This window comes from Paraburkholderia lycopersici, assembly GCF_900096975.1.
Lineage (GTDB): Bacteria > Pseudomonadota > Gammaproteobacteria > Burkholderiales > Burkholderiaceae > Paraburkholderia > Paraburkholderia lycopersici.
On the sequence record NZ_FMYQ01000018.1, the window covers coordinates 87,764 to 110,885 of the forward strand.

Consider the following 23,122-nt stretch of genomic DNA (forward strand, 5'->3'; position numbering starts at 1 on the left):
ACACCCAAAAGATGGCAAAAATCTTCTGCGTTGCGAACCAGAAGGGCGGCGTCGGCAAGACGACGACAACGGTCAATCTCGCCGCGAGCCTCGCATCGCAGGGACAGCGTGTCCTTCTCATCGACCTCGATCCGCAGGGCAACGCCACGATGGGCAGCGGCATCGACAAGGCAGCGTGCGAGAACACGGTGTACGAGGTGCTCGTCGACGGCGTCACGGTGAACGACGCGCGCAAGCGTCCGGAGCAGGTGGGTTACGACGTGCTCCCGGCCAACCGCGAACTGGCTGGCGCCGAAGTCGAACTGGTGACGGTCGAGCAGCGCGAGCGGCGCCTCAAGACCGCGCTCGCCGAAGTCGACGATCAATATGATTTCGTGCTGATCGATTGTCCGCCGGCCCTGTCGCTGCTCACGCTCAACGGCCTGTGCGCGGCGCACGGTGTGGTGATCCCGATGCAGTGCGAATACTTCGCACTCGAAGGCCTGTCGGACCTCGTCAACACGATCAAGCAGGTGCACGCGAACATGAATCGCGACCTGAAAGTGATCGGTCTTCTGCGCGTGATGTTCGACCCGCGCATCACGCTACAGCAGCAGGTTTCCGAGCAATTGAAGGAACACTTCGGCGACAAGGTCTTCGACGCCGTGATCCCGCGCAATGTCCGCCTCGCGGAAGCGCCTAGCTACGGTTTGCCCGGCGTGGTATTCGATCGTGCCTCGCGCGGCGCGCAGGCCTATGTGCAGTTCGGCGCGGAAATGATCGAGCGCGTGCGCGCACTCTGACGAGAGACTGGGGAAGCACGATGAACGCAGTAGCACGGAAGAAGGGGCTGGGCCGAGGGCTGGAAGCATTGCTCGGCGGCAGCGCGGACATCACCGAGGCGGTGAAGATCGACGGCGCGCCTAACACGCTGGCGCTCACGCAGATGCAGGCCGGCAAGTACCAGCCGCGTACGCGTATGGACGAGGGCGCGCTGCAGGAGCTGGCCGCGAGCATCCGCGCGCAGGGCCTGATGCAGCCCATTCTTGTGCGCCCGATCGCGACGGGGCGCTACGAGATCATCGCGGGCGAGCGGCGCTTTCGTGCGGCGCACCTCGCCGGGTTGACCGAAGTGCCGGTGCTGGTGAAGGACGTGCCCGACCAAGCCGCCGCGGCAATGGCGCTGATCGAGAACATCCAGCGTGAGGACCTGAATCCGCTGGAAGAGGCGCAGGGTATCCAGCGCCTGCTCGACGAATTCAGCTTCACGCACGAGCAGGCGGCCGAGTCGGTCGGACGCTCGCGTAGCGCGGTGTCGAATCTGCTGCGCTTGCTCAATCTCGCGGCGCCCGTGCAGACCATGCTGCTGGCCGGCGATCTCGACATGGGCCACGCGCGCGCGCTGCTCGCCGTGGACGCCGCTACGCAAATCACGCTGGCGAATCAGGTGGTCAACAAGCGGATGTCGGTGCGTGAAACAGAGAAGCTCGTTTCGGCCACGACCAAGGCCGCTCCGGCGGTGAAGGCGAAGGCGACGCATGACGGCGGCCGCGACACGCGCCGCCTTGAGGAAGAGTTGTCGGACCTGCTCGCCGCGACGGTGAAGATCAAGCTTGGCCGGCGCGGGCGAGGGCAGCTCACGGTCGACTTCGGCGATCTTGACGCGCTCGACGGCATTCTGCTGCGCTTGCGCGGCGAAACGGCGGCGTGATGCGCGTCGCGGCAAACGCGCACACCGGCGCATAAAGCCGGTGCACGAATTCGGGCACGGCACGCGCGGGTCCCTGAGCCTGATGCGCCATATCGCCGCATTTGCAGCATCGGAACCGGTGCTCGCGATCCTCATTGTGGCGCTCGCGGCGTTGCAGATCTTCGCGCCGCGTCCGCTTGCCACGCTGCCCGCACTCGTCGACTGGCAAACGGTCATGACGCTTGCGGGCCTGCTCATCCTGACGAAGGCGATCGAATATTCAGGATTGCCGACCTGGCTCGCTCACAAGCTCGTTCATCATATTCACACCGAGCGCGGACTCGCACTGCTGCTGGTCGTGCTTGCGGCCGCGCTTTCGACGATCGTGACCAACGACGTCGCACTATTCGTCGTGGTCCCGCTCGTGCTCTCGCTGCACAAGCTCACGCCGTTGCCGCTCAAGCGACTCGTCATTGTCATCGCACTTGCGGTGAACGCCGGGTCGGTGCTGACGCCTCTCGGCAATCCACAAAACCTGTTTCTCTGGCAGGTGAGCGGCGTATCGTTCGGCCGCTTCGTGGTGGGACTCGCGCCGCTGTGCGCGTTTCTGATGGCGATGCTCATCGTGCTCACTGCGTGTCTTTTCAAATCGAGCGCGCTGGATCTTTCGAAAGACGCTGCGCCCCAGCGCGTCGATCGCCCGCTGGCCGGCGTCGCGGCAGTGCTCTTCGCCGCATTCGTCCTGCTCGCCGATGCGCACCACGCAGGCGTCGCGCTGGCCGCCGTCGGCGCCGGTTTCGCGATCTGGCGCATCCGCATCGTGCTCAAGATCGACTGGCTGCTTCTGCTGATCTTCGTGCTGATGTTCATCGTGCTGCGCAGTGTTGCCGCGCTGCCTTGGATTCATCACGCGCTGACATCGCTATCGCTGCAAACGCCGATGCGTGCTTTTGCCGCAGGCGCCGTGCTGTCACAGGTTATCAGCAACGTGCCGGCCGCCATCGTGCTTGCCGGATTCACGCACGACTGGCGCGCGCTCGCCTTCGGCGTGAGCGTCGGTGGTTTTGGGGTCGCTGTCGGCTCGCTCGCGAATCTCATCGCGGTGCGGCTTTCAACCGAGCGCGGTGTTTGGCTGCCATTTCATCTCGTCTCCGTGCCGTTCTGGATCGCGGCCTTTTTGGGCGGCGCATTGCTACTGCGCCTATTTTGACGCCGTCTGTCCCATATTCTGAATTACTCGGCGAATGTGCCGAATTTACCCGGTCCTCCTGGCGACTCTTCGTTCCCTTACAGTTACCGGTCGCATTTTTTTGGCGTCAGGTTTTTCGCATCATGAAGTCGCATTTCATGGGTGTTATTGAACGGCCTAAAGTCTTGAATTGCCTGCAACTATCGCTTACAATCGCCCGGATTTATTTGGTTGGCGGTGCCGTAAGCGCGTTGTAATAAAACGCGCGCAAGGCGAATTTTTCGGAATAACGCGATGGTGGGTCAGAGGCCAGACGAAGCGCCGCAGGCGCATGAAGGGCCCGATGTTCCGCCGGGCGCGGCCGAGGCATCCAGCCAGGAGCAGGATGTGGCGGCAAAAACTTCCGGGCGCGTCGATCACAACGCGCGCTGGGATGAGCTGGACGCCAGCCAGCAAGATAACAACAATATCGTTCCGCTCACCCGCGTCGAAGCCGAGCAACTCTTCGGCGCGCAGGTGAGCCGCCCATCGCGCGTCACGCCGTTTCGTGTCGTGGCGGCGCAAGTGGTTTTGTCCCTGGTTGCAACGTTGGCGTGGTGGCTGTTCTATAAGCCGCCGGGTGGTGCTGCGCCGGGCGGCGTTCCACTGTCTGCGTTCCTGGGCGGAGCGATCTGCTGGTTCCCCGGCGCGCTGTTCGCGGCGCGCCTGAATCAGTTGAGCAAGGCCGGCACCGTGCTGAACTGGATGCTCGGTGAGGCGTTCAAGATGGGGGCGACGATTGCGATGTTCGTCGCCATCGCGTTCTGGTATCGCGACGTGCAGTGGATTCCGCTGCTCGTTACCTACCTGATCGCACTAAAGACGTACTGGATCGCGCTCGCATTGCGCTGACCCGCCAACATCGCGCCGCCCTTGTGCATCCTCGGGGCGTAGAGGCGATGCAGGTAGAAGTCGGCAGGTCGATGCGAAGAACATAAGACGCGATTCGCGGCGGTGCGTTCCCGCAATAGAGTATTGCGGCGGGAGCGGCCGAAAACGATTTTCGACAATTTGGGTGGCTTTAACGATATGGCAGCTAGCGAAGGAACGCGCGCTCTGGATCCGTCCGAGTACATTGCGCACCACTTGCAGAACTTTTCCACCTCGCACCAGACGTCGATCGTCGACTTCAGCGTCTGGAACATCGACACGCTGTTCTGGTCGATCCTGTGCGGCCTCGTGACCATCTTCGTGCTGCGTCTCGCCGCGCGCAAGGCTACGTCGGGCGTGCCGGGCCGCTTCCAGTGCGCCGTCGAGATGCTGGTCGAAATGGTCGAAGACCAGTCGAAGTCCATCATCCACGGCAACCGCAAATTCATCGCGCCGCTCGCGCTGACCGTATTCGTCTGGGTCGCGCTCATGAACTCCCTCGACTTCATTCCAGTCGACCTGCCCACGCGCGTGATCGGCTGGCTGGGCCTGTCCGAGGTGCTGCCGCACCAGCGTATCGTTCCGACCGCCGACCTCAACGGCACGTTCGGCATCGCGCTCGGCGTGTTCGTGCTGATGATTTACTACAACCTCAAGATCAAGGGTCCCGGCGGCTTCGCCCATGAGCTGCTCTCGGCCCCGTTCGGCGCGCATCCGCTGCTGTGGATCCCGAACCTTGCACTCAACATCATCGAGTTCGTCGCCAAGACGGTTTCGCTCGCCCTGCGGTTGTTCGGCAACATGTACGCAGGCGAACTGCTGTTCCTGCTGATTGCCCTGCTGGGCAGTCTGTGGACCTTCGGCGCGGACACGACGGTGCTTGGCTTCATCGGCCACGTGATTGCGGGCAGCGTCTGGGCGATCTTCCACATCCTGATCGTTCTGCTGCAGGCGTTCATTTTCATGATGCTGACGCTGGTGTACATCGGCCAGGCACACGACAGCCACTAAGCGGTTGTCGAACCACGAATTGCAGTTTTAAATCCCCAGTTCCAGAAAATCTCACAAAGGAGTGATCATGCAAGCTTTCATCGCCAACATCCAGGGTTTCACGGCCATCGGTATCGGCATCATCATCGGCCTGGGTGCAATCGGCGCCTGTATCGGTATCGGCCTGATGGGCGGCAAGTACATCGAAGCCTGCGCACGTCAGCCTGAACTGATGAACCCGCTGCAGACGAAGATGTTCCTGCTGGCTGGTCTGATCGATGCAGCGTTCCTGATCGGCGTGGGTGTTGCAATGCTGTTCGCGTTCGCTAACCCGCTGCTCTCGAAGCTCGCGGGCTAAGTTCCCTGGAAGGTTGCGCCTGACCTATAACGGGTAGTGGGCGCATGGCGGAACGGGAGACGAGGCGCTGATCGAGTTCACAACCGATGAGCGCCTTGCCGTTTCAATTCCCCGGAATAGCAACGATTAAGGAAACACCGTGAATCTCAACGCAACCCTGTTTGCGCAAATGGTCGTGTTCCTGATCCTCGCGTGGTTCACGATGAAGTTCGTGTGGCCGCCGTTGATCAACGCCCTCGACGAGCGCTCGAAGAAGATCGCAGACGGCCTCGCCGCTGCGGAAAAGGGCAAGGCGGAACTCGAAGCGGCGCACAAGCGCGTCGGCGAAGAACTCGCTACGGCCCGTAACGAGGGTCAAAGCCGTATCGCCGACGCCGAAAAGCGCGCGCTGGCCGTCGCAGAAGAAATCAAGGCCCAGGCACACGCCGAAGCGGCACGCATCATCGCCCAAGCGAAGGCCGATGCCGACCAGCAGGTCGTCAAGGCACGCGAAGCGCTGCGCGCCGAAGTCGCCGCCCTCGCTGTGCAAGGCGCCGAGCAGATCCTGAAGCGCGAAGTCGATCAGTCGGCCCACGCCGAACTGCTGAATCAACTGAAAGCCGAGCTCTGATCATGGCCGAACTTGCAACCATCGCCCGCCCGTACGCAGAAGCACTGTTTGGCGTGGCCGAAGCTGGTGACACCGCCGCCTGGTCCACGCTCGTTGCGGAGCTGGCACAGGTTGCGGCCTTGCCCGACGTGCTCTCGGTCGCATCGAGCCCGAAGGTGAGCCATGCCCAGGTCGTCGAGCTGCTGCTCGCGGCGGTGAAGTCGCCGGTCAAGGAATCGGCCGAGGTGAAGAACCTCGTGCAGATGCTGGTCGAGAATCACCGCCTCGCGCTGCTGCCGGAAATCCACGCACAGTTCGAAGCGCTCAAGAACGCCAAGGCAGGCGCCGCGGATGCGGTGATCGTCAGCGCGTTCCCGCTCGAAGGCGCGCAGCTGAACGATCTCGTCGCCAGTCTCGAACGCAAGTTCAAGTGCAAGCTGAAGCCGACCGTCGAAATCGACAAGTCGCTGATCGGCGGCGTGCGCGTCACGGTCGGCGACGAAGTGCTCGATACCTCGGTCCGCGCGCGGCTCGCCAGCATGCAGGCGGCTCTGACCGCCTGAGCGCCTCCACCGGGCGCCGCGGCTGGCACGCAACAGAATTGAACATCAGGAGCGAATAATGCAACTCAATCCCTCTGAGATCAGCGAGCTGATCAAGAGCCGGATCCAGGGCCTTGAAGCGAGCGCGGACGTTCGCAACCAGGGCACCGTGATCTCCGTGACCGACGGTATCGTGCGTATCCACGGCCTGTCGGACGTGATGCAGGGCGAAATGCTCGAATTCCCGGGCAACACCTTCGGCCTCGCGCTGAACCTCGAGCGCGACTCGGTCGGCGCCGTGATTCTCGGTGAGTACGAGCACATCTCGGAAGGCGACATCGTCAAGACGACGGGCCGCATTCTCGAAGTGCCGGTTGGTCCCGAACTGATCGGCCGCGTGGTCGATCCGCTCGGCAACCCGATCGACGGCAAGGGCCCGGTCAACGCCAAAATGACCGACGCGATCGAAAAGATCGCTCCGGGCGTGATCTGGCGTGAAGGCGTGTCGCAGCCGGTGCAAACGGGCCTGAAGTCGATCGACTCGATGGTGCCGATCGGCCGCGGCCAGCGCGAGCTGATCATCGGCGACCGTCAGTGCGGCAAGACCGCGGTGGCCGTCGACACGATCATCAACCAGAAGGGCAAGGATCTCATCTGTATCTACGTCGCCATCGGCCAGAAGGCGTCGTCGATCCAGAACGTGCTGCGCAAGCTCGAAGAAACGGGCGCGATCGAATACACGATCGTCGTTGCCGCCTCGGCTTCGGAATCGGCCGCGCTGCAGTACCTCGCGCCGTACGCCGGCTGCACGATGGGCGAATACTTCCGCGACCGCGGTCAAGACGCCCTCATTATTTACGACGACTTGACCAAGCAAGCCTGGGCATACCGTCAGATTTCGCTGCTGCTGCGCCGTCCGCCGGGCCGCGAAGCTTACCCCGGCGACGTGTTCTATCTGCACTCGCGTCTGCTCGAGCGCGCCGCGCGCGTGTCGGCCGACTACGTCGAGAAGTTCACGAACGGCGAAGTCAAGGGCAAGACGGGTTCGCTCACCGCGCTGCCGATCATCGAAACGCAAGCCGGCGATGTGACCGCGTTCGTTCCGACGAACGTGATTTCGATTACCGACGGCCAGATCTTCCTGGAAACCGACCTCTTCAACGCAGGCATCCGCCCGGCAATCAACGCCGGCGTTTCGGTGTCGCGCGTGGGTGGCGCGGCACAGACGAAGGTCGTCAAGAAGCTGTCGGGCGGTATCCGTACCGACCTCGCGCAGTACCGTGAACTGGCGGCGTTCGCCCAGTTCGCATCGGATCTCGACGAGGCGACCCGCAAGCAGCTCGAGCGCGGCCGCCGCGTGACGGAACTGCTCAAGCAGCCGCAGTACCAGCCGCTGCAGGTTTGGGAACTGGCCGTGGCGCTGTTCTCGGCCAACAACGGCTATCTCGACGACCTCGACGTCAAGGACGTCCTGCCGTTCGAAAAGGGCTTGCGCGAATACCTGAAGTCGAAGCACGCGGACCTCGTCGCGCGCATCGAGGACAAGAAGGACCTGTCGAAGGACGACGAGAACGCGCTGCACGCGGCTCTCAAGGACTTCAAGAAGTCCGGCGCATATTGATCCGTCCGGGAATCAACCTAGATAAACGGACTGGGACCCGAGTAAGCGCTGAGGCGCAAACTCGGGTCGACAAAGGAGCAAGCAATGGCTGGAATGAAGGAAATTCGCGGCAAGATCAAGAGCGTGCAAAACACGCGCAAGATCACCAAGGCGATGGAAATGGTCGCGGCGTCCAAAATGCGCCGCGCCCAGGAGCGCATGCGCGCCGCCCGCCCGTATGCCGACAAGGTCCGCGACATCGCTGCGCACATGAGCCGGGCGAACCCCGAGTATCGCCACCCGTTCATGGTGGAAAACAACGATGCGAAGGTCGCCGGCGTGATTCTCGTCACGACCGACAAGGGGCTGTGCGGCGGGATGAACACCAACGTGCTGCGCGCGACGCTGCAGAAGTTCAAGGATCTGGAAGCATCCGGCAAGTCGATCGAGGCAACCGCGATTGGCAGCAAGGGGCTCGGTTTCCTGAACCGTCTGCGCGCGAAGATCGTCTCGAACGTCGGGCAGCTCGGCGACACGCCGCACCTTGAAAAGCTGATCGGCGCGATCAAGGTGCAGCTCGACCAGTACTCGGAAGGCAAACTCTCGGCGGTGTATCTCGCGTACACGCGCTTCGTCAACACGATGAAGCAGGAGCCGGTGATCGAGCAACTGCTGCCGCTGTCGAACGAGCGCCTCGAAGGCAACGACGACGGCACGACGCCGAAGTCGGCATGGGACTACATCTACGAGCCGGACGCGCAAACCGTCGTGGACGAACTGCTCGTCCGTTATGTCGAGGCACTGGTCTATCAGGCCGTGGCGGAAAACATGGCTTCGGAGCAGTCGGCCCGTATGGTGGCGATGAAGGCGGCGTCGGACAACGCGAAGACGGTTATCAACGAACTGCAGCTCTCGTACAACAAGAGCCGCCAGGCCGCGATTACGAAGGAACTTTCGGAAATCGTCGGCGGCGCAGCAGCGGTCTGACCGGGCAAAGCCGAACGCGAAACCGCGCCGCTGCGCCATACACGGCTAGCGGCGGCCGAGTGAAGAATTCAGGTATCTAAAGGAAAATCGATGAGTACAACTGCTTTGGTAGAAGGCAAGATCGTACAGTGCATCGGCGCGGTGATCGACGTGGAATTCCCGCGTGAGCACATGCCGAAGATCTACGACGCGCTGATTCTCGAAGGGTCGGAGCTGACCCTCGAAGTGCAGCAGCAACTGGGTGACGGCGTTGTCCGCACCATCTGTCTGGGTGCTTCGGACGGGCTGCGCCGCGGCGTGATCGTGAAGAACACGGGCAACCCCATCAGCGTGCCGGTCGGCAAGCCGACGCTCGGCCGCATCATGGACGTGCTCGGCCGCCCGATCGACGAAGCGGGCCCGATCGTCAGCGAGCACACGCGCTCGATCCACCAGAAGGCTCCGGCGTTCGACGAGCTGTCGCCGTCGGCGGAACTGCTCGAAACCGGCATCAAGGTGATCGACCTGATCTGCCCGTTCGCAAAGGGCGGCAAGGTCGGTCTGTTCGGCGGCGCCGGCGTGGGCAAGACCGTCAACATGATGGAGCTCATCAACAACATCGCGAAGGAGCACGGCGGCTACTCCGTGTTCGCGGGCGTGGGCGAGCGTACCCGTGAGGGCAACGACTTCTACCACGAAATGAAGGACTCGAACGTGCTCGACAAGGTCGCGCTCGTGTACGGCCAGATGAACGAGCCGCCGGGCAACCGTCTGCGCGTCGCGCTGACCGGCCTGACGATGGCCGAGCACTTCCGCGACGAGGGCCTCGACGTGCTGTTCTTCGTCGACAACATCTACCGTTTCACGCTGGCCGGTACCGAAGTGTCGGCACTGCTCGGCCGTATGCCGTCGGCAGTGGGCTATCAGCCGACGCTGGCTGAAGAAATGGGCAAGCTGCAAGAGCGCATTACGTCGACGAAGAAGGGCTCGATTACGTCGGTCCAGGCCGTGTACGTCCCTGCGGACGACTTGACCGACCCGTCGCCGGCTACGACCTTCGGCCACCTTGACGCAACCGTCGTGCTGTCGCGTGACATCGCCTCGCTCGGTATCTATCCGGCAGTCGATCCGCTCGACTCGACCTCGCGTCAGATCGACCCGAACGTGATCGGCGAAGAGCACTACTCGATCACGCGCGGCGTGCAGCAAACGCTGCAGCGCTACAAGGAGCTGCGCGACATCATCGCGATTCTGGGCATGGACGAACTGTCGCCGGAAGACAAGCTGACCGTCGCCCGCGCGCGCAAGATCCAGCGTTTCCTCTCGCAGCCGTTCCACGTCGCGGAAGTCTTCACGGGCTCGCCGGGCAAGTACGTACCGCTGAAGGAAACCATCCGCGGCTTCAAGATGATCGTCGACGGCGAATGCGATCACCTGCCGGAGCAGGCGTTCTACATGGTCGGCACGATCGACGAAGCCTTCGAAAAGGCCAAGAAGATCCAGTAAGGGTCGAGTTGCGGACAAAGAGGCGAGATTCGTCGCGCGGTATCGGTCAGCGTTGACGAGTCTCGCCACTGCAACCCATTGACCCCAAGGAGTCGATACATATGGCAGCAACCATCAAGGTAGACGTCGTCAGCGCCGAAGAGAGCATCTTCGACGGCCAGGCGAAGTTCGTCGCGCTTCCGGGCGAGGCGGGCGAGCTGGGCATTCTGCCGGGTCACACGCCGCTCATCACGCGTATCCGTCCGGGTGCGGTGCGTATCGTCGCGGAAGACGGCGATGAGGAATTCGTGTTCGTCGCGGGCGGCATTCTCGAAGTGCAGCCGGGCGCCGTCACGGTTCTCGCCGACACGGCGATCCGCGGCAAGGATCTGGACGAGGCGAAAGCCACGGAAGCGCGCAAGCGCGCCGAAGAGGCGCTGCAGAACTCTGGCTCGAACCTCGAGTACGCCACCGCTCAGGCCGAACTGGCTTACGCGGTCGCGCAACTCGCGGCGATCCAGCGCCTGCGCAAGATGAATCAGCACTGATTCCGGCGCGCGCCTTCGTGGCGCGGCGTCCGAAGCAAAAAGGGCTCCCCAGGCGGGGAGCCCTTTTTCATTGGGCGCGGGAAAAGAGCGGTGAGCGAAAGGGCCGTGAATAAAAGAACCCTGAACGAAGCGCACTGCTGGATGGCATCGCGATGAAAAAAGCAGCGTAAATGGCATGAACCGACGTGACCGACCAAAACGCTCCGACATACTTGACGTTTACGGAAAGGTAATGCCAAATCATGCGTTCGTGCCCGGCGAGCCGGGAAACGCTGGGCACGACGCAAGGGAATGCGCTGCGGGTAAGACTTGATGCCGCCCCGGGGAAAGCAGGTGGCACAATGTTTTTCAAATTCATTTCAAGCGGGAGTGACGCTCCCCAGGAGACAGCCATCATGGCAATCGACGCAGCAGGCGCGACCGCCGCGCCCGGGGAACATGAAGCGCTCATCGCGCCGAAGGACGGGCTTTCCTATGTGCGAGGCACGACCGACGCGCGGCTCAGCGACGCGACCCTCGGCGCGTTCCTGCTGGAGACGGCGAACCGGTTTCCCGAGCGCCCTGCCGTGGTGTTTCGGGAGCAGAGCATTCGCTGGACGTGGCGCGAGTTCGCGGCCGAGGTCGACGTGCTCGCGGCCGGCTTCGCCGCGCTGGGCATCGTCAAGGGCGACCGCGTGGGCATCTGGTCGCCCAATCGCGTCGAATGGCTGCTTACGCAGTTCGCCACGGCGCGCATCGGCGCGATCCTCGTCAACATCAATCCCGCTTACCGCCTCGCCGAACTCGAATACGCGCTGAACAAGGTCGGCTGCAAAGCCATCGTTTCCGCCGAGAGCTTCAAGACGTCGAAATACCTCGAAATGCTGCAAACGCTCGCGCCCGAACTCGCGAGCGCCACGCCCGGCCAGCTCCAGTCCGCGCGCTTGCCCGAGCTGCGTGCGGTCGTGCGCATGTGCGATACGGCGACGCCCGGCATGTTCTGCTTCAGCGAGCTCGTGGACATGGGACGCGAGCGCATCGCCCGCGAAGGCGCGGCATGGCTCGACGCCATCGGCGCGACGCTGTCACCAGACGACGCGATCAACATCCAGTTCACGAGCGGCACGACGGGCAACCCGAAGGGCGCGACGCTCACGCACCGCAACGTTCTCAACAACGGGCGTTTCATCGCCCAGGCGATGCGCCTTGCCGAAGCGGATTCGCTCTGCATTCCGGTGCCGCTCTATCACTGCTTCGGCATGGTGCTCGCGGTGCTCGCGTGTGTCTCGGTGGGCGCCAACATGGTGTTCCCCGGCGAGGCGTTCGACCCGCGCGCGACGCTCGAAGCCGTGTCGGAGGAAGGCTGCACGGCGTTGCATGGCGTGCCCACGATGTTCATCGCGGAGCTCGACCACCCCGAGTTCGCGCGCTTCGACCTTTCGCGGCTGCGCACCGGCATCATGGCCGGCTCGCCGTGTCCGATCGAGACGATGAAGCGCGTCGTCTCGAAGATGCATCTCGCTGAGATCACGATCGCCTATGGCATGACGGAGACGAGCCCGGTGTCGTTCCAGAGCTCGACCACCGATCCGCTCGACAAGCGTACGACGACGGTCGGCCGCATCCAGCCGCATCTCGAAGTGAAGATCGTCGATGCGCTCGGCAACATCGTGCCGGTGGGCGAGACGGGCGAGCTTTGCACGAAGGGCTATTCGGTGATGCAGGGCTACTGGAACGACGAGGCCCGGACGGCCGAGGCCATCGTCGACGGCTGGATGCATACCGGCGATCTCGCGACGCTCGACGCCGAGGGGTATTGCAACATCGTGGGCAGGCTCAAGGACATGCTCATTCGCGGCGGCGAGAACATCTACCCGCGCGAGATCGAAGAGTTTCTGTTCCGCCATCCGAAGGTGCAGGCGGCGCAGGTGTTCGGCGTGCCGGATGCGAAATACGGCGAAGAAGTGTGTGCGTGGATCGTGCTGCGCGCGGGCGAATCGGCCACGGCCGAAGAGATCCAGGCGTTCTGCCAGGGGCAGATTGCGCATTACAAGATTCCCAAGTACATCCGCTTCGTCGACGAACTGCCGATGACGGTGACGGGCAAAGTGCAGAAGTTCGTGATGCGCGCGCGCATGATCGACGAACTCAAGCTCAGCGAGCAGAAAACGGCTTGACGGGCGGTGGCCGCGGCGTGCGAGCGAATCGCGCCGCGGCGGCGGCTTTTCCGGGGCATGCGCAACAGGCTCGGGAGACCGGAGACGGTTATCTGGATGGCAGCGGGGCCGCTCGGGCGCGGCGAGCCCGGGGAATGGGGCGTTGAGGAAAATGAGGACGAAAAAAAAGCGGGCCTGGAGCCCGCTAAAAACCACACGCTACGGGGTTAGCGCGAGGAGACCAAAGGAGGAGCCGGGTCATGAAACGTCCTCGACGCCGGTCACGGCTCCAGCAAGGATGCCCCTCAAGAGGGCTTCGGCGTAGTGCCGACCGGCTGGTGTTTTGTGTCCGCTCACACTGGCACCGGGCCACATCCGTGTTGAAACCGTTGAAGGCATTGTGGGCGAATTAGAGCGGCTTCGCGGTAACAAAGTGTTTCAGGTTGTAACGCCCGCCAGATAAGGCTTCGCGGGATTTCTTGCCATCCTTGGCGCTTCGCGGAGGTCATTTTTACTTCTATTTTCGGTGGTGCCGGGCCGCTCAGGCGAAGCGTTACGAGCGAAGATTCGTCTCGCATGAGCAAAGGCCCGCCGCGCGGGCATTGCATGCGCGACGTCGATCGCGAGCGTTCGAGGCCTGCGCACATGCACAATGCGTCGCCGTGAGCCTGTGCGCCACCTGCACGCTTCGCGCTGCCGACACGCCTGCAACTCATCGTAGCAATTTGAGGGGCCACAACGAAGCGGAGAGAAGGGCGGCGACCGCAATGCGAAGCGCGGTTGCGTCGCCGCGCCCGAGCGTTCAGCGCCTCACTTCAGCCACTTGTCGGAGATTGCCTGATATTCGCCGCCCGCGCGCGCAAGATGCAGCCACTGGTCGACGTATTGCTGGAACACCACGTCGCCGCGCGGCACCATCCACGCCTTTTCGCCGTACTGGAACGGCTTGTCCGGATGCACCGAGCACAGGCCGGGGTTGAGCTTCTGCTGCAGCAGGGTTTCGGACGCGTCGGTCACCATCACGTCGGCTTTGCCCGCGAGGATCTGCTTGAAGATCGTTACGTTGTCCGGATACATGATGAGATTCGCGTGCGGAAAGAACTGCTTCGCGAAGCGTTCGTTCGTCCCGCCCGGATTCATGATCACGCGCACCGACGGCTGGTCGATCTGCGCGACCGTCTGGTACTTGCTCACGTCGTCGCAACGCACGATCGGCGTCTTCCCGTCGACCTGATAGGCCTCGGTGAAGAACGCGCGCTTCTGACGGTCAAGCGTGGTGGAGACGCCGCCAACGGCCACGTCGCACTTCGCGAGGAAGTCGTTCATGAGATTGGACCATGACGTCTTCACGAACTCGGCCTTCACGCCCAGCGACTTCGCCAGCGACTCCGCCATGTCGATGTCGATGCCCTCGAACGTGCCGTCCTGTCTGTAGAACGAGTAGGGCTTGTAGTCGCCGGTCGTGCAGGCACGCAGTGTGCCGCGCGCGATGATTTCGTCGAGCCGCGAAGGTGTGGCGGCGGCCGGCGCACCGGAGGACTGAGCGAATGCGCTTGTGCCGAGCAATGCGGCGGTCAGGGCGAAGGCGGCTATTTTCATCGTGTCTCCTTTGTCGGCCGGAGCTGACGCTTCGGCGCTTTCTGCGGTCCCGTACCGCGTTGGCGGTACGAATCGGGTTCTGTTGATGTAATCGTTCGGAAAGCCGCTCGATCATAGCGCCCGCGTGCGCCATGGTTAAGCGTGGACTTACCTGGGTAGGCGGAACTTGCGTGTCGCGGGCTTTGTGCTTCGGGTCCCGTTCATCGGCGGCATGGCGGGGCGGCCGCTCCGGTTAAAATGAACGCTTGCTTCCGAACCTTGGCGCGATTTCGCGCATTCCGCACGTGGCACACAACCTCCTGAACGACACTTTCCTGCGCGCGCTGCTGCGCCAGCCGACCGAGTACACGCCGATCTGGCTGATGCGCCAGGCGGGCCGCTATCTGCCGGAGTACAACGCCACGCGCAGCCGCGCAGGCAGCTTCCTCGGCCTCGCGAAGAATCCCGACTACGCAACCGAAGTCACGCTGCAACCGCTGGAGCGCTATCCGCTCGACGCCGCGATTCTGTTCTCGGACATCCTCACGATTCCCGACGCGATGGGCCTCGGCCTCTCGTTCCAGGCGGGCGAAGGGCCGAAGTTCGCCCATCCCGTGCGCACCGAAGAAGACGTGGCGCGCCTCGCCGTGCCCGATATCGGCGCGACGCTCGGCTACGTGACCGACGCGGTGCGCGAGATCCGCCGCGCGCTCACCAATGCGGAAGGACGCCAGCGCGTGCCGCTCATCGGCTTCTCGGGCAGCCCGTGGACGCTCGCGTGCTACATGGTCGAAGGCGGCGGTTCGGACGACTTCCGCACGGTGAAGTCGATGCTGTACGCACGGCCCGATCTCATGCAGCGCATTCTCGAGGTCAATGCGCAGGCGGTGGCCGCTTACCTGAACGCGCAGATCGAAGCCGGCGCGCAGGCCGTGATGATTTTCGACACCTGGGGCGGTGCGCTTGCTGACGGCGCCTACCAGCGCTTCTCGCTTGCCTGGATCGCGCGGGTCGTGGCGCAGCTCAAGCGCGAGCACGACGGCGAGCGCGTGCCGGTCATCACGTTCACGAAGGGCGGCGGCCTGTGGCTCGACGAAATCGCCAATACGGGCGTGGATGCGGTCGGCCTCGACTGGACCGTCAATCTTGGTCGCGCGCGCGAACTCGCAGGCGATCGCGTGGCGTTGCAAGGCAATCTCGACCCGACCGTGCTGTTTGCTTCGCCGGCCGCGATTCGCGAGCAGGCGCGCGCGGTGCTGGACAGCTTCGGCGCGCATTCCGGCCACGTGTTCAACCTCGGCCACGGCATTTCCCAGTTCACTCCGCCCGAAAACGTGGCCGAGCTCGTGGACGAAGTGCATCGCTACAGCCGGACCATCCGGGCGGTCGGCGCGTGACATTTTTGTTGCGTTGCAGCGAGCTGGGCTCCGGGCATCAGGGTATGACCGGGCTCCAGAGGCCATGCAGACGCCATTGCGGTCCTGTCAAGACTTGACTTATACACACTTGTCTCGTTGCGGCGCGCAAGAGGGAAAGGTTGTCGCCGATGCCTGTTCAGGTCTGCGCAGAATCAATCAGACCCTTGACAGACAAGGCTTTCGGCGCTCCATGGCTCTGTGTGCGGTATCCCACATAGCGGCCATGCGCGGGCACGCAGCGGCGGCGCCCGGCGAGTTCTCAACAAAGTTATCCACAGCCGCCGGATCGGGGGCGCGATTGTTCTGCGGAATCCAAAACTTAGCGCGGAATTTCAAGTATTACTTTAGGTTCGCATGTCGGTGCGCTAGCGTACGGAACCTTCCTGGGAGCCAGGCGTGACGGGACGTTACGTGCGCGTGGCGCTGGACCATCCGCTGGACGCGCTCTACGACTACCGCTATACGCTGGACGCCTGCGAGCCCGAGCCAGGCATGCTCGTGCGCGTGCCGTTCGGGCGTCGCGAAGCCGTTGGCCTGATCTGCGAAGTGAACGCTCACAGCGACGTGCCGGCCAACAAGCTTCGCGACGTGGGCGCGATCTGCGCCGCCTGCCCGCCGCTTTCGGCACCGTGGCTCGCGCTGGCGGGTTTCGCCGCCGATTACTACCAGCGCGGTTTGGGCGAAGTCGCTTTGCCCGCGCTGCCGCAGGCGCTGCGCGATCCGTCGCGCTGGGCACGCCTGCTTGCGCCCGAGGAGCGCTATCGTCTGCTGCCGGAGGGGCGTGCCGCGCTGCCCGACGCCTTGCCGGCGCGCGCCCAGGCGTTGCGCCGGCTTGCGCGGGCGCTGGCCGATGCCGGCGAACTCGAAGCGGCCGAAGCCCGCGCGCTGCATCCGAAAGCGATCGCAACGCTCGACGCGTGGTGCGAGGCCGGCTGGGTCGAACACGAATGCATCGAATTCGGCGCGGCCGCCGGTGCGGCAGGCCGCGTGCCGGCGGCCGGCGCCGCAGTCGAGGCACCGCGCCTGAGCGACGAACAGGCGCAAGCTGTGGAAGCGATCGGCGCGGCGAGCGGCTTCGCGTCCTTCCTGCTGCACGGCGTGACGGGCAGCGGCAAGACCGAAGTCTATCTGCGCGCGCTTGCCGCCCTGCTCGAGCGCGACCCTGGCGCCCAGGCGCTCGTGCTGGTTCCGGAAATCAATCTCACGCCGCAGTTCGAGGCGGCCTTTCGCACGCGCTTTGCGGCCACGCTCGCCGACGAGGCTATCGTCACGCTCCACAGCGGCCTCGCCGAAGGCGAGCGCGCCCGCAACTGGCTCGCGGCGCACACGGGCCGCGCGCGCATCGTCCTCGGCACGCGGCTCGCGGTACTTGCCTCGCTGCCGCGCCTCGCCATGCTCGTCGTCGACGAGGAGCACGACCCCGCCTACAAGCAGCAGGAAGGGCTGCGCTACTCGGCGCGCGATCTCGCGGTGTGGCGCGCGAAGCAGCTAGGCGTGCCGGTCGTGCTGGGCTCGGCCACGCCGTCGCTCGAAAGCTGGTGGCAGGCTGAGCAGGGCCGCTACACGCGCCTCACGCTGTCACGCCGCGCGATCGCCGACGCGGCGCTGCCCACCGTCAGGCTCATCGATCTCGAAGAGGAGCGGCGGCGCGGCCGTGCGTCGTTCGAAGGGCTTTCGGGGCCGCTGGTGGCGGCGATGAAGGCGCGCCTCGAACGCGGCGAGCAGAGCCTCGTCTTCCTCAACCGGCGCGGCTATGCGCCCGTCCTCTCGTGCGACGCCTGCGGCTGGGTGGCGGGTTGCCCGCGCTGCAGCGCCTATGTCGTGCTTCACAAGCCCGAACGGGCGCTGCGCTGCCACCACTGCGGCTGGGAATCGCGCATTCCGCATTCGTGCCCCGACTGCGGCAACGTCGACATCGCGCCGATGGGACGCGGCACGCAGCGCATCGAAGAGGCGCTCGCCAGCGCGGTGCCGGGCGCGCGCGTGCTGCGCATCGATGCCGACAGCACGCGCCGCAAGGGCAGCGCGCAGGCGCTGTTCTCCGACGTGCACGCCGGCGACGTCGACATTCTCGTCGGCACGCAGATGATTGCGAAGGGGCACGACTTCCAGCGCGTGTCGCTCGTCGGCGTGCTCAACGCCGACAATGCGCTCTTTTCACACGACTTCCGGGCGAGCGAACGGCTTTTCGCGCAGCTTATGCAGGTGAGCGGGCGGGCAGGGCGCGCCGGGCTGCCCGGCGAGGTGCTTGTGCAGACGCGCTATCCGCGCCACGCGCTTTATCACGCGTTGGCGCGTCAAGACTACGTGGGGTTTGCGAATGCGCAGCTAGGCGAGCGGCGCGACGCGCATTTGCCTCCCTTCGTCTATCAGGCGCTGCTGCGCGCCGAGGGACGCACGCTGGAGGCCGCGCTCGCGTTTCTCGCCGAGGCCGCCGGCGCGCTCGCGGCCGTTCCGGCCGCCGAGCGCGTGACGGTCTACGACGCAGTGCCGCTGACCATCGTGAAAGTGATGAACGTCCATCGCGCGCAACTGCTCGTGGAGAGCCAGTCGCGCGCCGCGCTGCAGGCAACGCTGCGTGCGTGGCAACCCGCGCTGCGCGCCCTGCGCGGCGTGCTGCGCTGGAATCTCGAAGTCGATCCGCTCGACATCTAGCAGCGCTGCGCAGGGGCAGGCGCCATTCTGCGCTTATCGGCCGGCGCTGTCGGCCACGTCATTGGGCGCCGCGCGCCTGAGGTTCATGCGGCGCTCGTCGGGCGCCGTCGCGCCGCGAATGAAAAACACCGCGCACAGCGCGCACATCGTCCAGATTCCTGCGATCACCAGCACCTTTTCCATTTTTCGGTCCCTTGCGCCATCTCTTTTATCAACAGCCCCCGCTCTGTTTGTATAACGGCACGGCGACGGAATCGATTAGGGTTGTCCAGAGCGTTGCGGGCCAGGGAAAATACCGAGCGCAACCCGAGTAGCCCAGCCGGCGGTCATCGGCCGCAAAGCCCGGCTGCACAAGGCTTCGGGCGTGGTGCAACCATTCCGGTCAGATGGTTGCACCTTTTTATTTGTAGCGGTACGATTCGCCAACTTTTTAGTCACCGCCGGTGCGGGTCTGCCGGCATACGAAGGAAACATGGCTAGCACCACACTTGGCGTCAAAGTCGACGATCTCCTCCGCTCCCGTCTCAAGGACGCCGCCACGCGCCTCGAGCGCACGCCGCACTGGCTCATCAAGCAGGCCATCTTCGCTTACCTCGAGAAGATCGAGCACGGTCAACTGCCCCCCGAACTCAACGGCCACGTCGGCGCGACCGATCTCGCCGACGGTGCCGCCACGGACGACGACGAAGCCGCGTCGCACCCGTTCCTCGAATTCGCGCAGAACGTGCAACCGCAGTCGGTGCTGCGCGCGGCCATCACGGCCGCGTACCGCCGTCCCGAGCCCGAGTGCGTGCCGTTCCTGATCGGAGAGGCGCGCCTGCCCGCCAATCTCACCGGCGACGTCACGAAGCTCGCCACGCGCCTCGTCGAGACGCTGCGCGCGAAGCGCTCGGGCGGCGGCGTCGAAGGGCTGATCCACGAGTTTTCGCTGTCGAGCCAGGAAGGCGTCGCGCTGATGTGCCTCGCCGAAGCGCTGCTGCGCATTCCCGACCGCGCCACGCGCGACGCGCTCATTCGCGACAAGATCAGCAAGGGCGACTGGAAGTCGCACGTGGGCCACGCGCCGTCGCTGTTCGTGAACGCCGCCACCTGGGGCCTCATGATTACCGGCAAGCTCGTCACGACGAATAGCGAGACGGGCCTTTCGTCGGCGCTCACGCGCATGATCGGCAAGGGCGGCGAGCCGCTGATCCGCAAGGGCGTGGACATGGCGATGCGCCTGATGGGCGAGCAGTTCGTCACGGGCGAGAACATCTCCGAGGCGCTCGCCAACAGCCGCAAGTTCGAGGCGCGCGGCTTCCGCTACTCGTACGACATGCTCGGCGAGGCGGCCACGACCGAAGCCGACGCGCAGCGCTACTACGCCTCCTACGAGCAGGCGATCCACGCCATCGGCAAGGCCGCGGGCGGCCGCGGCATCTATGAAGGCCCGGGCATCTCGATCAAGCTTTCGGCGCTGCACGCGCGCTACTCGCGCGCGCAGCACGAACGCACGATGAGCGAGCTGCTGCCGCGCGTGCGCGCGCTCGCCGTGCTCGCGCGCCGCTACGACATCGGCCTCAATATCGACGCCGAGGAAGCCGACCGTCTCGAAATCTCGCTCGATCTGCTCGAAGCGCTGTGCTTCGACCCGGAACTCGCCGGCTGGAACGGCATCGGCTTCGTGGTGCAGGCCTACCAGAAGCGCTGCCCGTTCGTGATCGACTACATCGTTGACCTCGCGCGCCGCAGCCGTCACCGCATCATGGTGCGGCTCGTGAAGGGCGCCTACTGGGACACCGAAATCAAGCGCGCCCAGGTGGACGGACTCGAAGGCTACCCGGTCTACACGCGCAAGATCTACACGGACGTCTCGTACCTCGCGTGCGCGAAGAAGCTGCTCGGCGCGCCCGACGCCGTCTATCCGCAGTTCGCCACGCACAACGCCTACACGCTTTCCGCGATCTATCACCTCGCCGGCCAGAACTACTATCCCGGCCAGTACGAGTTCCAGTGCCTGCACGGCATGGGCGAGCCGCTCTACGAAGAGGTCACGGGTCCGCTCTCGGCCGGCAAGCTCAACCGTCCGTGCCGCGTCTACGCGCCGGTCGGCACGCATGAAACGCTGCTCGCGTACCTCGTGCGCCGCCTGCTCGAAAACGGCGCGAACACCTCGTTCGTGAACCGCATCGCCGACGAAACCGTGCCGGTGAGCGAACTGGTCGCGAACCCCATCGACGAAGCCGCCAAGGTCGTGCCGCCCGGCGCGCCGCACGCGAAGATTCCGCTGCCACGCGAACTGTACGGCAAGGAGCGCCTCAATTCGATGGGCCTCGATCTCTCGAACGAGCATCGCCTCGCGTCGCTTTCGTCGGCGCTGCTGGCGAGCGCGCATCATCCGTGGCGCGCCGCGCCGATGCTCGCCGACGCCGATGCGGCCGTCGGCACCGCCGCCAATGCACGCGATGTGCGCAATCCGGCCGATCATCGCGATCTCGTCGGGACCGTTGTGGAGGCAACGAGCGAACACGTGAGCGCCGCGCTCGCGCACGCCGTGGCCGCCGCGCCGATCTGGCAGGCGACGCCCGTGGAAGCCCGCGCCGACTGCCTCGCGCGCGCCGCCGACCTGCTCGAAGCGCAGATGCACACGCTGATGGGCCTGATCGTGCGCGAAGCCGGCAAGTCGCTGCCGAACGCCGTTTCGGAAATCCGCGAGGCGATCGACTTCCTGCGCTACTACTCCGCGCAGATCCGCGAAGAGTTCTCGAACGACACGCATCGTCCGCTCGGTCCCGTGGTGTGTATCAGCCCGTGGAACTTCCCGCTCGCGATCTTCATGGGCCAGGTGGCCGCCGCGCTCGCGGCCGGCAACACGGTGCTCGCGAAGCCCGCCGAGCAAACGCCGCTGATTGCCGCGCAAGCCGTGCGCATCCTGCGCGAAGCCGGCGTGCCGGCCGGCGCCGTGCAACTGCTGCCGGGCAGCGGCGAAACGGTGGGCGCGGCGCTCGTCGCCGACGCGCGCACGCGCGCCGTGATGTTCACGGGCTCGACCGAGGTCGCGCGCCTCATCAACAAGACGCTCTCGGAGCGGCTCGACTCCGAAGGCCGTCCGATTCCGCTGATCGCCGAAACCGGCGGCCAGAACGCGATGATCGTCGATTCGTCGGCGCTCGCGGAGCAGGTGGTGGCGGACGTGCTGCAGTCGGCGTTCGATTCGGCCGGCCAGCGCTGCTCGGCGCTACGCGTGCTGTGCCTGCAGGACGACGTCGCCGGCCGCACGCTCGAAATGCTCACGGGCGCGATGAAGGAGCTCGCGGTGGGCAACCCCGACCGTCTCTCGATCGACGTCGGCCCCGTGATCGACGTCGACGCGAAGCGCGGCATCGATACGCACGTCGCCGCGATGCGCGAAAAGGGCCGCGCGGTCACGCAGATGCCGATGCCCGAAGGCTGCGCGCAAGGCACGTTCGTGCCGCCCACGCTCATCGAGATCGACAGTCTCGACGAGCTCAAGCGTGAAGTGTTCGGTCCGGTGCTGCACGTGGTGCGCTACCGCCGCAGCCAGCTCGACAAATTGCTCGAACAGATCCGCGCGACGGGCTACGGCCTCACGCTCGGCATCCACACGCGTATCGACGAGACGATCGCGCACGTGATCGGGCGCGCGCACGTTGGCAACATCTACGTGAACCGCAACGTGATCGGCGCGGTGGTGGGCGTGCAGCCGTTCGGCGGCGAGGGGCTCTCGGGCACCGGTCCGAAGGCGGGCGGCGCGCTCTATCTCTCGCGTTTGCTCGCCAAGCGCCCGACCGGCCTGCCGAAGTCGCTCGCCGCGGCGCTCGTGGTCGACGCGCCGCAAGGCGCCGCGGACGACAACGGCGCGCCGCAGTCGGCGCACGCCGCGCTCACGACGCTGCGCGACTGGCTCATCGCCGAGCGCCAGCCCGCCCTCGCGGCGCGCTGCGACGGCTACCTCGAATACGTGCTCGCGGGCGCCACGGCGGTTCTGCCGGGCCCGACGGGCGAGCGCAACACCTACACGCTTTCGGCGCGCGGCACGGTGCTGTGCGTGCCCGCCACGGCGACGGGCGCGCGCGCCCAACTGGCCGTTGCGCTCGCAACGGGCAATCGCGCGCTGTTCCAGGGCGCGGCGGGCGAAGCGCTCGTCAACGCCTTGCCGGCGGCGCTGAAGGCGCACGTGGCGATCAGGAAGGCGGCCGACGCCGACTTCGACGCGGTGCTCTTCGAGGGCGACAGCGACGAGCTGCTTGCGCTCGTGAAGGAAGTGGCCAAGCGGCCTGGCCCGATCGTCTCGGTGCAGGGCGTGGCGGCTCACGCGCTCGCCAACGGCGATGAAGATTACGCGCTCGAACGACTGCTCGCGGAGCGTTCGGTCAGCGTGAATACGGCGGCAGCAGGCGGTAATGCAAATTTGATGACGATCGGTTGAGCACAAGCCATACTGTCGGTCGTCTCAAGACAAGGAAGCGGCAAGGCCTTCGCCGAAGCCGC

Annotated in this window: 18 protein-coding genes; 16 read left to right on the forward strand and 2 right to left on the reverse strand. The window is 64.9% G+C overall.

What is annotated here, in order from left to right:
• Nucleotides 1-11 precede the first annotated feature (11 nt).
• From BLU17_RS19530 to BLU17_RS19590, 13 genes are all read left to right on the forward strand, one after another.
• The gene (locus tag BLU17_RS19530; RefSeq protein ID WP_091999906.1) at nucleotides 12-782 is read left to right on the forward strand and encodes a ParA family protein; all 771 of its coding nucleotides are present in this window, start codon (nucleotides 12-14) and stop codon (nucleotides 780-782) included.
• A gap of 20 nt (nucleotides 783-802) precedes the next feature.
• Nucleotides 803-1,690: a ParB/RepB/Spo0J family partition protein gene (locus BLU17_RS19535; RefSeq protein ID WP_091999912.1), complete on the forward strand. Its 888-nt coding sequence runs from the start codon at nucleotides 803-805 to the stop codon at nucleotides 1,688-1,690.
• Nucleotides 1,691-1,772: 82 nt separating this feature from the next.
• Nucleotides 1,773-2,879, forward strand: a complete 1,107-nt coding sequence (locus BLU17_RS19540) for an SLC13 family permease (RefSeq protein WP_091999915.1) — start codon at nucleotides 1,773-1,775, stop codon at nucleotides 2,877-2,879.
• Between the two features lie 273 nt (nucleotides 2,880-3,152).
• On the forward strand, nucleotides 3,153-3,749 hold the full coding sequence (locus tag BLU17_RS19545; protein ID WP_091999918.1) for an ATP synthase subunit I: 597 nt from the start codon (nucleotides 3,153-3,155) through the stop codon (nucleotides 3,747-3,749).
• A 177-nt stretch (nucleotides 3,750-3,926) separates the two neighbouring features.
• A complete protein-coding gene (gene atpB / locus BLU17_RS19550; protein WP_091999922.1) occupies nucleotides 3,927-4,778 on the forward strand; it encodes a F0F1 ATP synthase subunit A in 852 nt (283 codons plus the stop codon).
• 67 nt (nucleotides 4,779-4,845) lie between these two features.
• A complete protein-coding gene (atpE, locus tag BLU17_RS19555; protein WP_028203308.1) occupies nucleotides 4,846-5,115 on the forward strand; it encodes a F0F1 ATP synthase subunit C in 270 nt (89 codons plus the stop codon).
• A gap of 139 nt (nucleotides 5,116-5,254) precedes the next feature.
• Nucleotides 5,255-5,725 carry a F0F1 ATP synthase subunit B gene (locus BLU17_RS19560; protein ID WP_028213229.1) on the forward strand — a complete coding sequence of 157 codons (471 nt, stop codon included), beginning with the start codon at nucleotides 5,255-5,257 and terminating at the stop codon, nucleotides 5,723-5,725.
• 2 nt (nucleotides 5,726-5,727) lie between these two features.
• Nucleotides 5,728-6,267 (forward strand): F0F1 ATP synthase subunit delta, encoded by a 540-nt coding sequence (locus BLU17_RS19565; RefSeq protein WP_091999925.1) that lies wholly within the window; start codon nucleotides 5,728-5,730, stop codon nucleotides 6,265-6,267.
• A 58-nt stretch (nucleotides 6,268-6,325) separates the two neighbouring features.
• A complete protein-coding gene (gene atpA, locus BLU17_RS19570) occupies nucleotides 6,326-7,867 on the forward strand; it encodes a F0F1 ATP synthase subunit alpha (protein WP_091999928.1) in 1,542 nt (513 codons plus the stop codon).
• Nucleotides 7,868-7,951: 84 nt separating this feature from the next.
• Complete coding sequence (gene atpG / locus BLU17_RS19575) at nucleotides 7,952-8,833, forward strand: F0F1 ATP synthase subunit gamma (RefSeq protein WP_091999931.1); 882 nt, start codon at nucleotides 7,952-7,954, stop codon at nucleotides 8,831-8,833.
• 90 nt (nucleotides 8,834-8,923) lie between these two features.
• Nucleotides 8,924-10,318 (forward strand): F0F1 ATP synthase subunit beta, encoded by a 1,395-nt coding sequence (gene atpD / locus BLU17_RS19580; protein ID WP_091999934.1) that lies wholly within the window; start codon nucleotides 8,924-8,926, stop codon nucleotides 10,316-10,318.
• 101 nt (nucleotides 10,319-10,419) lie between these two features.
• Nucleotides 10,420-10,845, forward strand: coding sequence for a F0F1 ATP synthase subunit epsilon (locus BLU17_RS19585; protein ID WP_091999937.1), 426 nt, complete (start codon nucleotides 10,420-10,422; stop codon nucleotides 10,843-10,845).
• A gap of 395 nt (nucleotides 10,846-11,240) precedes the next feature.
• Nucleotides 11,241-13,001 (forward strand): AMP-binding protein, encoded by a 1,761-nt coding sequence (locus tag BLU17_RS19590; protein WP_091999941.1) that lies wholly within the window; start codon nucleotides 11,241-11,243, stop codon nucleotides 12,999-13,001.
• 789 nt (nucleotides 13,002-13,790) lie between these two features.
• Here BLU17_RS19590 and BLU17_RS19600 read toward each other — a convergent pair.
• Nucleotides 13,791-14,579 (reverse strand): transporter substrate-binding domain-containing protein, encoded by a 789-nt coding sequence (locus BLU17_RS19600; RefSeq protein WP_091999944.1) that lies wholly within the window; start codon nucleotides 14,577-14,579, stop codon nucleotides 13,791-13,793.
• 284 nt (nucleotides 14,580-14,863) lie between these two features.
• On the opposite strand from BLU17_RS19600, the gene hemE reads away from it, so the two are divergent.
• Nucleotides 14,864-15,955 (forward strand): uroporphyrinogen decarboxylase, encoded by a 1,092-nt coding sequence (gene hemE / locus BLU17_RS19605; protein ID WP_092000048.1) that lies wholly within the window; start codon nucleotides 14,864-14,866, stop codon nucleotides 15,953-15,955.
• Nucleotides 15,956-16,372: 417 nt separating this feature from the next.
• Nucleotides 16,373-18,631, forward strand: coding sequence for a primosomal protein N' (locus BLU17_RS19610; protein ID WP_091999948.1), 2,259 nt, complete (start codon nucleotides 16,373-16,375; stop codon nucleotides 18,629-18,631).
• 33 nt (nucleotides 18,632-18,664) lie between these two features.
• Here the strand turns inward: BLU17_RS19610 and BLU17_RS33240 are convergent, their stop codons facing one another.
• Nucleotides 18,665-18,814 (reverse strand): hypothetical protein, encoded by a 150-nt coding sequence (locus BLU17_RS33240; RefSeq protein ID WP_176929146.1) that lies wholly within the window; start codon nucleotides 18,812-18,814, stop codon nucleotides 18,665-18,667.
• 289 nt (nucleotides 18,815-19,103) lie between these two features.
• Between BLU17_RS33240 and putA the strand changes: the two genes are divergently transcribed.
• Complete coding sequence (gene putA, locus BLU17_RS19615; RefSeq protein ID WP_091999951.1) at nucleotides 19,104-23,060, forward strand: trifunctional transcriptional regulator/proline dehydrogenase/L-glutamate gamma-semialdehyde dehydrogenase; 3,957 nt, start codon at nucleotides 19,104-19,106, stop codon at nucleotides 23,058-23,060.
• The last annotated feature ends 62 nt before the right edge of the window (nucleotides 23,061-23,122 follow it).

What these genes read in the sequence shown, in the direction of transcription:
- putA (WP_091999951.1), top strand. Translation starts at nt 19,104, where the DNA reads ATGGCTAGCACCACACTTGGCGTCAAAGTCGACGATCTCCTCCGCTCC.
- BLU17_RS19535 (WP_091999912.1), top strand. Translation starts at nt 803, where the DNA reads ATGAACGCAGTAGCACGGAAGAAGGGGCTGGGCCGAGGGCTGGAAGCA.
- atpB (WP_091999922.1), top strand. Translation starts at nt 3,927, where the DNA reads ATGGCAGCTAGCGAAGGAACGCGCGCTCTGGATCCGTCCGAGTACATT.
- atpG (WP_091999931.1), top strand. Translation starts at nt 7,952, where the DNA reads ATGGCTGGAATGAAGGAAATTCGCGGCAAGATCAAGAGCGTGCAAAAC.
- BLU17_RS19590 (WP_091999941.1), top strand. Translation starts at nt 11,241, where the DNA reads ATGGCAATCGACGCAGCAGGCGCGACCGCCGCGCCCGGGGAACATGAA.
- BLU17_RS19530 (WP_091999906.1), top strand. Translation starts at nt 12, where the DNA reads ATGGCAAAAATCTTCTGCGTTGCGAACCAGAAGGGCGGCGTCGGCAAG.
- BLU17_RS19585 (WP_091999937.1), top strand. Translation starts at nt 10,420, where the DNA reads ATGGCAGCAACCATCAAGGTAGACGTCGTCAGCGCCGAAGAGAGCATC.
- atpD (WP_091999934.1), top strand. Translation starts at nt 8,924, where the DNA reads ATGAGTACAACTGCTTTGGTAGAAGGCAAGATCGTACAGTGCATCGGC.
- BLU17_RS19540 (WP_091999915.1), top strand. Translation starts at nt 1,773, where the DNA reads ATGCGCCATATCGCCGCATTTGCAGCATCGGAACCGGTGCTCGCGATC.
- BLU17_RS33240 (WP_176929146.1), bottom strand. Translation starts at nt 18,814, where the DNA reads ATGGAAAAGGTGCTGGTGATCGCAGGAATCTGGACGATGTGCGCGCTG.
- BLU17_RS19545 (WP_091999918.1), top strand. Translation starts at nt 3,153, where the DNA reads ATGGTGGGTCAGAGGCCAGACGAAGCGCCGCAGGCGCATGAAGGGCCC.
- atpA (WP_091999928.1), top strand. Translation starts at nt 6,326, where the DNA reads ATGCAACTCAATCCCTCTGAGATCAGCGAGCTGATCAAGAGCCGGATC.
- atpE (WP_028203308.1), top strand. Translation starts at nt 4,846, where the DNA reads ATGCAAGCTTTCATCGCCAACATCCAGGGTTTCACGGCCATCGGTATC.
- BLU17_RS19565 (WP_091999925.1), top strand. Translation starts at nt 5,728, where the DNA reads ATGGCCGAACTTGCAACCATCGCCCGCCCGTACGCAGAAGCACTGTTT.
- BLU17_RS19600 (WP_091999944.1), bottom strand. Translation starts at nt 14,579, where the DNA reads ATGAAAATAGCCGCCTTCGCCCTGACCGCCGCATTGCTCGGCACAAGC.